The sequence below is a fragment of the uncultured Methylovirgula sp. genome (assembly GCF_947646745.1).
In the GTDB taxonomy this organism is placed as follows: Bacteria; Pseudomonadota; Alphaproteobacteria; order Rhizobiales; family Beijerinckiaceae; genus Methylovirgula.
The window spans coordinates 1-8,606 of the sequence record NZ_CANSHK010000066.1 but is presented as its reverse complement, the minus strand read 5'-3'; the positions used below and the strand labels follow the sequence as shown (position 1 = coordinate 8,606).

The window sequence follows — 8,606 nt, the reverse complement described above, 5'->3', positions numbered from 1 at the left end:
ATGCGCTCCTGCAGCGCGCCCATGTCGGTGGCCAGCGTCGGCTGATAGCCCACCGCCGAGGGGATGCGGCCGAGCAGCGCCGACACTTCCGAGCCGGCCTGGGTGAAGCGGAAGATGTTGTCGACGAAGAACAGCACGTCCTGGCCCTTGTCGCGGAAATCCTCGGCGACGGTGAGGCCGGTCAGCGCGACGCGGGCACGGGCTCCCGGCGGCTCGTTCATCTGGCCATAGACAAGCGCGCATTTCGAACCGGCGGCCGAACCGTTGTTCTCGTGCGGATCGATATTGACCTTCGACTCGATCATCTCGTGATAGAGGTCGTTGCCTTCGCGGGTGCGCTCGCCGACACCGGCGAACACCGAATAGCCGCCGTGCGCCTTGGCGATATTGTTGATGAGTTCCATGATCAGCACGGTCTTGCCGACGCCGGCGCCGCCGAAGAGGCCGATCTTGCCGCCTTTGGCATAGGGCGCGAGCAGATCGACGACCTTGATGCCGGTCTCGAGGATCTGGGCTTCCGTCGCCTGCTCGGCATAAGAGGGTGCCGGCTGGTGGATGGCGCGGCGCGCCGCCGTGTGGATCGGACCCGCCTCATCGACCGGCTGGCCGATGACGTTCATGATACGGCCGAGCGTCTCGTCGCCAACCGGCACGCTGATCGGCGCCCCGGTATCGACGACTTCCTGGCCGCGAACGAGACCTTCGGAAATGTCCATGGCGATCGTGCGCACCGTGTTCTCGCCGAGATGCTGCGCGACTTCGAGCACGAGCCGGTTGCCGCCGTTCTGCGTTTCGAGCGCATTCAGGATCGGCGGCAGGTGATTATCGAATTTGACGTCGATGACGGCGCCAATCACCTGCGTGATGTGGCCAATGGGCTTGGTTTCGTCGGCCATGCTTCGTCCTCTTTAGAGCGCCTCGGCGCCGGAGATGATCTCGATCAGTTCCTTGGTGATCATCGCCTGGCGGGTGCGGTTATATTTCAACGTTTGCTTCTTGATCATCTCGCCGGCATTGCGCGTGGCATTGTCCATCGCGCTCATCCGCGCGCCCTGTTCGGACGCGGCGTTTTCGAGCAGCGCACGAAACACCTGCACCGAAATATTGCGCGGCAGCAGTTCGGCGAGCAGTTCGTTTGGCTCGGGCTCTGTCTCGTAATGCACATGCGCCTGGCCGGCCTCGCCCGGCAACTCGGCCGGAATGATTTGCAGCGCCGTCGGAATCTGCGCGATCACCGACCGGAAGCGCGAGAAGAACAGGGTCGCGACATCGAACTCGCCCTTCTCGAACAGATCGATGACCTTGCGGCCGATCTCGTCGGCATTGCCGAAGCCGAGCTGGCGGACGCTGCGCAATTCGATCACTTCGATGATCTGTGCGCCGAACTGGCGCTTCAGCAGGTCGTAGCCCTTGCGGCCGACGCAGAGGATCTTGACGGTCTTGCCTTCGCTCTGAAGCTCTATCGCCTTGTCGCGGGCGAGGCGGGCGATCGAGGAATTGAAGGCGCCGCAAAGGCCGCGCTCCGCCGTGCAGACGATGAGAAGCTGGACCGCGTCGCCGCCGGTGCCGCCGAGCAGCGGCGGCTTCGTCCCGCTGAAGCCGCCGGAAATGCCGGCGAGCACCTTTTCCATCCGCTCGGCAAACGGCCGCGCCGCCTCGGCCGCCATCTGCGCCCGACGCAGCTTCGCCGCCGCGACCATCTGCATGGCCTTGGTGATCTTCTGCGTCGCCTTGACCGAGGCGATGCGGTTACGCAGGTCCTTCAACGAGGGCATGTCAGTTCCGCTTTAGCTCACGTGCTGAGGCAAATCTCAGGCGAAGGATTTGGCGTAGTTCTCGATGATCGACTTGAGGCTCGCGGCCGAGGCGTCCGACAAGTCCTTCGAGTCGCGGATCGCCGCCAGAAGATCGGAATGGCTCGAGCGCAGCAGCGCCAGCAAGCCTTCCTCGAACGCCTTGACCCGGTTGACCGGCAGCGGATCGAGATAGCCGTTGACGCCGGCATAGATCACGCAAACCTGTTCCTCGATCTTGAGCGGCGAGAATTGCGCCTGTTTCAAAAGCTCGGTGAGGCGCGAGCCGCGCGCCAGAAGGCGCTGCGTCGTCGCGTCGAGGTCGGAGCCGAACTGCGCGAAAGCGGCCATTTCGCGATATTGCGCGAGCTCGCCCTTGATCTTGCCGGCGACCTTTTTCATCGACTTCGTCTGCGCCGAAGAACCGACGCGCGACACCGAGAGACCGACGTTCACCGCTGGGCGGACGCCTTGATAGAAAAGGTCCGTCTCGAGGAAGATCTGACCATCGGTGATCGAGATGACGTTGGTCGGAATATAGGCCGACACGTCGTTTGCCTGGGTCTCGATGATCGGCAGCGCAGTGAGCGAGCCGTTGCCATGCTCGTCATTGAGCTTGGCGGCGCGCTCCAGGAGGCGCGAGTGGAGATAGAACACGTCGCCCGGATAGGCTTCGCGGCCCGGCGGGCGGCGCAGCAGCAGCGACATCTGGCGATAAGCCACGGCCTGTTTCGACAGATCGTCATAGATGATGAGCGCGTGCATCCCGTTGTCGCGGAAATATTCGCCCATGGCGCAGCCGGCGAAGGGCGCCAGGAATTGCATCGGCGCCGGATCCGACGCGGTCGCGGCGACGACGATCGAATATTCGAGCGCGCCGTGCTCTTCGAGCACCTTGACGAATTGCGCGACGGTCGAGCGCTTCTGGCCGACGGCGACATAGACGCAATAGAGCTTGGCGCTCTCGTTCGTGCCCTGGTTGATCGCCTTCTGATTGAGGATCGCGTCGAGCGCGACAGCGGTCTTGCCGGTCTGGCGATCGCCGATGATGAGTTCGCGCTGGCCGCGGCCGATCGGGATCAGCGCATCGATCGCCTTGAGGCCGGTGGACATCGGCTCATGCACCGATTTGCGCGGGATGATGCCCGGCGCCTTCACGTCGACGCGGGCGCGGCGCTGGGCATTGATCGGGCCTTTGCCGTCGATCGGATTGCCGAGCGCATCGACGACGCGGCCGAGCAATTCCTTGCCGACCGGGACGTCGACGATCGCGCCGGTGCGCTTGACCGTCTGGCCTTCCTTGATCTCGCGGTCGCTGCCGAAAATAACGATACCGACATTGTCGGTCTCGAGGTTGAGCGCCATGCCGCGGACGCCCGATTCGAAGGCGACCATTTCGCCGGCCTGGACATTGTCCAGCCCATAGACGCGGGCAATGCCGTCGCCGACCGAAAGAACTTGGCCAACTTCGGTGACTTCGGCCTCATTGCCGAAATTGGCGATTTCCTTCTTCAGGATCGACGAAATCTCTGCGGCGCGGATGTCCATCAGCCGACCTCTTTCAAACGTGTGCGGAGAGAATTGAGTCTGGTTTTGAGCGAACCGTCGATCATGCGCGAGCCGAGCTTGACGATCAGCCCGCCAATGATGCCGGGATCGACCTTCAAGGCGAGTTCGACGGATTTGCCGCCGGTGAGTTCGGCGAGCGCGCTTTTCAGCGCCGCGACATGCGCGTCTTTCAGCGGCTCGGCGGCGGTGACCTCGGCGCGGACGCGGCCCTTGTCCTGATCGTCGAGTTTATGGAAATCGGCGATCATGTCGGCGATATGCATCAGCCGCCGCTTCATCGCGACGAGCTTTACGAAATTGGCGGAGATGCCGGAAATGCCGGCGCGCGCGAGAACCTCGTTGAGGACCCGCAACTGCTCCTCGGCCGAATAGACCGGCGCCGTGACAAAACGCTTCAGGTCCTTGCTCTCGGCGACGAGCGCGGCAAAATTCTCAAGATCCCTGGCGACCTGATCGGTCAAGCCCTGCGCCTTGGCGAGTTCGTAAAGCGCCAGGGCATAACGCCCGCCCACTCCCGATACGATGCTTTCGTCTTGCGCCAAGACAATAACCCTTAGAGGACAATGAACCCTGGGACGTCGTCGGAACGCCCCGGCTTGCAAGCGTTCGCGCGGCAATTCGCGAGCAAGCGCAAGCGGGCGGAAAGAACGCCCGGGTCAGGCGCGAAAACTCGCTTTCCCTCCCAAGGCGGAGGGTCCCTAACATATGGCATTTTTGTGCGCAACCCGTCCGCCATTGCATAGTGCGGCGGCAGTTCCGCTCTGCGCCGCGAGGCTGGCCAGACAGGCGCTTTTGCCTATATTTTGGCCGAACCGGAGGACCCGATGGCCACAGCCGTAACCTCGATCACGCTCGACACGCCGGCCGCGGATTTCCGCCTGCCTGCGACGGACGGCAAGATTTACACGCGCGACGATATCGCCGGCGAAAAAGCCACCGTCATCGTCTTCATCTGCAACCATTGCCCCTATGTAGTCGCGGTGATCGACCGGCTCGTCGCCGATGCGCGCCTGCTGCTCGCCGAGGGCATCGGCTTTGCGGCAATCTGCTCGAACGACGCCGCGGCTTATCCCGACGATTCCTTCGCCAATATGTGCCGCTTCGCCGAGACGCATCACTTCCCGTTTCCCTATCTTCACGATGAAAGCCAGGCGGTCGCGAAGGCCTATGAGGCAGTCTGCACGCCCGACTTTTTCGGCTTCGACAAACATCTGAAGCTCAAATATCGCGGCCGGCTCGATGAAGGCCGCACCACCCCGCCGCCGGCGGGGGCGCGGCGCGAATTGCTCGACGCGATGCGGATGATTGCCACGACCGGCCACGCGCCGGAGCACCAGATTCCTTCGATCGGCTGCTCGATCAAATGGAAAGCTCAGTCCTAAGATTTTGATACGTTCTCGCCGCGCGGCCGCTGTCCGCGCCGCCCAATGATGCTTTTGATGGGAGATGAAAATGGCCGCGCTCGAAGTTGGCGAAGGATATGAAGTGTTTCTCGCCGATGGCCAAAAGGCATTTGGCGCCGTGCGCGAGGTTTCGCGCAACCGCCAAGACATTATCGTCTACGTCGAGAATGCCGGCGATTTCGCCATTCCCGCGTCAGCGGTGACGGGCGTGCATGCGCAGAAGGTGATCGTCGACCGGCACAAGCTCGACCCGCGGCTCATCGAGGCGATCATGCGCGCCCATTCGGCCGAGGACCCGAATATCTAGCCGTCACTGCGAGCGAAGCGAAGCGGGCCAGGGGTCTTTCCGGATTGCTTCGGCGCGGGCCGCCGCGCAAAGCGTTCACATAAAATTCTGCGGATCGACGTCGACGGTAACGCGCACGCCGCCGCGCTCCGGCGGCGCCGTCGCCAGCAGGGCGCGCAGAAAGCCTTGCAGATCGGCCGATTTCGGCGCGCGGACCAAAAGCCGGAAACGGTGCTGGCCGCGGATCACGGCGATCGGCGCCTCGGCCGGACCGAGCAGGCTGATCTCGTCGTCGCGGGGCAGGCCGCCGAGCGCGGCGAGTGTCCATTTCGGATTGGGCGGCAGCGCATGCGCGGTGCGCACCAGCGCGCGGGCATGATTCTCGGCCGAAGCGCGGTCCTTGCCCGAAACGATGAGCGCGGCGAGCCGGCCGAAGGGCGGCAGGCCGGCACGGCGGCGCTGCTCCGTCTCCTCGCTGTAGAATTTCTCCGCATCGCCTGAGATGAGCGCGCGGATCACCGGATGTTCCGGCTGCCAGGTCTGCACCAGCGCCCTGCCGAGCCGCCCCGTGCGGCCGGCGCGGCCCGTCACCTGTTGCAAAACCTGAAACGTGCGCTCGGCCGCGCGCGGATCGCCGTTCGAGAGGCCGACATCGGCATCGATGACGCCGACAAGCGACAGCAGCGGAAAATTGTGGCCCTTGGCCACGAGCTGCGTGCCGATGATGATATCGCAGGCGCCATGGGCGACGGCTTCGAGCTCGTCGCGCAAGCGCTGTGTGCCGCCGGGGAAGTCCGACGACAGGATCAGGGCCTTGGCTTGCGGCCAGAGCTTGGCGACTTCTTCCGCCAGCCGTTCGACGCCGGGACCGCACGGGGTCAGCGTCTCGACATTGTCGCATTCCGGGCAATGCTGCGGCACCCGCTCGATATGGCCGCATTGATGGCAGACGAGCGCGCGGCGGAAGCGGTGCTCGACGAGCCAGGACGTGCAATTCGGACATTGGAACCGATGGCCGCAGGCACGGCAGAGCGTCAGCGGTGCATAGCCGCGGCGGTTGAGAAAGAGCAAAGCCTGTTCTCCGGCAGCCAGCGCGGCGCCGACCGCGGTGACGAGCGGCGGCGAGATCCAGCGGCCGCGCGGCGGCGGCTCGCGGCGCAGATCGACCGCTTCGATCGATGGCAGTTTGGCGCCGCCGTAGCGCGCGCCGAGCCGCAGATGTTTGTAGCGGCCCTGCTCGGCATTGACGCGCGATTCGATCGACGGCGTCGCCGAGGCGAGGATCACCGCCGCTTTATCGATCTGGCCGCGCACCACCGCCATGTCGCGCGCGTGATACGAAACACCGTCGTCCTGCTTGTAAGCGGCCTCGTGCTCCTCATCGACGACGAGAGCGGCGAGATCGCCGAACGGCAGGAACAGCGCCGAGCGCGCGCCGGCGACGACCTTCACCGCGCCCTGCGCGACGCCCGTCCAGATACGGGCGCGCTTGCGCGGGCTGACCCCCGAATGCCATTCGGCCGGGCGTGCGCCGAAGCGGGCCGCAAAGCGATCGAGAAATTGCGCGGTGAGCGCGATCTCCGGCATCAAAATCAAAGCCTGGCGGCCGTCGCGCAGCGCTTGCGCCACCGCTTCGAAATAGACTTCCGTCTTGCCCGAGCCGGTGACGCCTTCGAGCAAAGTTACCGAAAAGCCGCGGGCCTTCACATCCTCGATGAGCGCGGCGGCGGCATTGGCCTGATCGGCTTCGAGCTCAGGCGGCGCGAAATCAGGATTGCAGGCGCCCGCCACCGGTTCGAGCGGCAGGGCCACGGCCTCGAGCGTCCCTTCATCGACGAGCGAATCGATGACGCTCGCAGAACAGGCGGCCCGCTCGGCCAATTCGCTCTTCAAGACGGCGAGATCGCCGTCGAGCGCCGCGAGCACGCGGGCGCGAGCGGGAGTCATGCGCTTCGGCTCGGGCCCCGCCCGGCGCAGGCCGACACGGGGTTTTTCCTCGACGGCGGCAAAGGGCGCGCGCGCACACATGCGCAGCACCATGCCGCGCGGGCTCAATGTCCAGCGCGCTACCCAATCGACAAAGGCGCGTAGTTTCTCGCTGAGCGGCGGGATGTCGAAGCGCCCGCTGACCGCCTTCAGATTGCTGCCGCCGCCCTCGCCGATTTCCCAGACCGCGCCGACGGCCTGGCGCGTGCCGAGCGGCACTTCGACGAGATCGCCTTCGGCGAGGTCAAGTTCGGCCGGGACGCGATAGGAATAGGTCTGGTCGACGGCGACGGGCACGAGGACATCGGCCACGCGCCCCCTGCGACTCGGCGTGCGCTCGCTCATGCGCGAGGCTTAGAGCATGTTGCCGAAAACGTGCAGGATTTTTTCGTCGGTCTAACGCGATCTCATGCCGACGCGGCCGCAGCCAGCGGCGGCGCCTCCTCCGCCCAGACCTTGAATTTCGACAATATGCCCTGCCCGAATGTATGCGTCAGCGGCACGTCGGCGGCATCGCGGCCTTGCGCGACGAGGATGCGGCCGATGCGCGGCGCATTGTTGCGCGGGTCAAAAGCGTGCCAGCGGCCGCCGAGATAGACCTCGATCCAGGCGGCGAAATCCATCGGCTCATAGGGCGGCGACAGGCCGATGTCGGTGATGTAGCCCGTGCAATAGCGCGCCGGAATATTGAGGCAGCGGCAGAAGGCGGCTGCGAGATGCGCATAGTCGCGGCACACGCCGCGGCGTTCCTGATAGGCCTCGTAAGCAGTGCGGGTCGGGCGCGAATGCTCGTAGCCGAAGCTCATGATGTCATGGACATAGTCGCAAATCGCTTGGACCCGCGCCCAACCCGGCGCCATCGTGCCGAAGAGCCGCCAGGCTTCGTCCGTCAGGCGGTCGGTCTCGCAATAGCGGCTGCCGAGGAGATATTGGATCGTCTCGGCCGGCAGCTCTTCGACCGGATGCTGGGCTGCGTCGAGCGCCGCCTCGTCCCAGGCACCCGAGTCGCGGACGACCGCATGCGTCGAAATTTCGAGATGGCCGGCCGGCGCGACGAAGCGATAGCACCAATTGCCGAAACTATCGCGGTAGCCCGAGAGCGGCACGCGCGGCGACGTCACGACATAATCCGGCCGCTCGAGGTCGGACACGCGCGAATAATGGACGTTGAGCACGACGATCATCGGCGTCGGCTGCGGAAATTCGAAATGGATGTCGCATCCGACCTTGATGCGGATCATGGGACTTACCTCCGTCGAGCGCCCGAGCCGGAACACGCGAAGCAAGTCCTACGCCGGGAGCAGCTCAAACCTCCGGCGGCGCTCCTGGTTCCATGATCTTGAACGAAAGGCCGAAGGCGCGGCCGCCTTGATCCGCCTATTGAGCCGGCGCTTAAATCGGCCGGAGCGGCTTAGCCGATCTGGCCGTGGCAGTGCTTGTATTTCTTGCCCGAGCCGCACGGGCAGGCCTCGTTGCGGCCGACCTTGCCCCAGGTCGACGGATCGCCCGGCACGCGCCCCGGCGCCGCGCCACGCTGCGCCTGCAAGGCGGGGTCCTGGGCGGGCGGCG

At 64.9% G+C, this 8,606-nt stretch carries 9 protein-coding genes; 2 read left to right on the top strand and 7 right to left on the bottom strand.

The genetic code is table 11. From position 1 onward, the window contains the following. The 4 genes from atpD to Q0025_RS14400 all read right to left on the bottom strand — a co-directional run. On the bottom strand, window positions 1-896 hold an 896-nt coding region (gene atpD / locus Q0025_RS14415), incomplete at its 3' end, for a F0F1 ATP synthase subunit beta (protein WP_297300312.1). 12 nt (window positions 897-908) lie between these two features. Next, the gene (locus tag Q0025_RS14410; protein ID WP_297300311.1) at window positions 909-1,775 is read right to left on the bottom strand and encodes a F0F1 ATP synthase subunit gamma; all 867 of its coding nucleotides are present in this window, start codon (window positions 1,773-1,775) and stop codon (window positions 909-911) included. A gap of 36 nt (window positions 1,776-1,811) precedes the next feature. Next, window positions 1,812-3,341: a F0F1 ATP synthase subunit alpha gene (gene atpA / locus Q0025_RS14405; RefSeq protein ID WP_297300310.1), complete on the bottom strand. Its 1,530-nt coding sequence runs from the start codon at window positions 3,339-3,341 to the stop codon at window positions 1,812-1,814. Further along, complete coding sequence (locus tag Q0025_RS14400; RefSeq protein WP_297300309.1) at window positions 3,341-3,904, bottom strand: F0F1 ATP synthase subunit delta; 564 nt, start codon at window positions 3,902-3,904, stop codon at window positions 3,341-3,343. The genes atpA and Q0025_RS14400 overlap by 1 nt, the downstream gene beginning before the upstream one ends. Window positions 3,905-4,186: 282 nt before the next feature. On the opposite strand from Q0025_RS14400, the gene Q0025_RS14395 reads away from it, so the two are divergent. Both Q0025_RS14395 and Q0025_RS14390 read left to right on the top strand, forming a co-directional pair. Further along, the gene (locus tag Q0025_RS14395) at window positions 4,187-4,744 is read left to right on the top strand and encodes a thioredoxin family protein (protein ID WP_297300308.1); all 558 of its coding nucleotides are present in this window, start codon (window positions 4,187-4,189) and stop codon (window positions 4,742-4,744) included. 70 nt (window positions 4,745-4,814) lie between these two features. Next, on the top strand, window positions 4,815-5,072 hold the full coding sequence (locus Q0025_RS14390) for a hypothetical protein (protein ID WP_297300307.1): 258 nt from the start codon (window positions 4,815-4,817) through the stop codon (window positions 5,070-5,072). A 75-nt stretch (window positions 5,073-5,147) separates the two neighbouring features. Here Q0025_RS14390 and Q0025_RS14385 read toward each other — a convergent pair whose 3' ends face one another. The 3 genes from Q0025_RS14385 to Q0025_RS14375 form a co-directional block, all read right to left on the bottom strand. Continuing rightward, on the bottom strand, window positions 5,148-7,382 hold the full coding sequence (locus Q0025_RS14385) for a primosomal protein N' (RefSeq protein WP_297300306.1): 2,235 nt from the start codon (window positions 7,380-7,382) through the stop codon (window positions 5,148-5,150). 62 nt (window positions 7,383-7,444) lie between these two features. Then, the gene (locus Q0025_RS14380; protein ID WP_297300314.1) at window positions 7,445-8,275 is read right to left on the bottom strand and encodes a transglutaminase family protein; all 831 of its coding nucleotides are present in this window, start codon (window positions 8,273-8,275) and stop codon (window positions 7,445-7,447) included. 173 nt (window positions 8,276-8,448) lie between these two features. Continuing rightward, window positions 8,449-8,606, bottom strand: a 158-nt coding sequence (locus tag Q0025_RS14375; protein ID WP_297300313.1) for an SEC-C metal-binding domain-containing protein, incomplete at its 5' end; no start/stop codon positions are given.

What these genes read in the sequence shown, in the direction of transcription:
- Q0025_RS14410 (WP_297300311.1), bottom strand. Translation starts at nt 1,775, where the DNA reads ATGCCCTCGTTGAAGGACCTGCGTAACCGCATCGCCTCGGTCAAGGCG.
- atpA (WP_297300310.1), bottom strand. Translation starts at nt 3,341, where the DNA reads ATGGACATCCGCGCCGCAGAGATTTCGTCGATCCTGAAGAAGGAAATC.
- Q0025_RS14395 (WP_297300308.1), top strand. Translation starts at nt 4,187, where the DNA reads ATGGCCACAGCCGTAACCTCGATCACGCTCGACACGCCGGCCGCGGAT.
- Q0025_RS14390 (WP_297300307.1), top strand. Translation starts at nt 4,815, where the DNA reads ATGGCCGCGCTCGAAGTTGGCGAAGGATATGAAGTGTTTCTCGCCGAT.
- Q0025_RS14385 (WP_297300306.1), bottom strand. Translation starts at nt 7,382, where the DNA reads ATGAGCGAGCGCACGCCGAGTCGCAGGGGGCGCGTGGCCGATGTCCTC.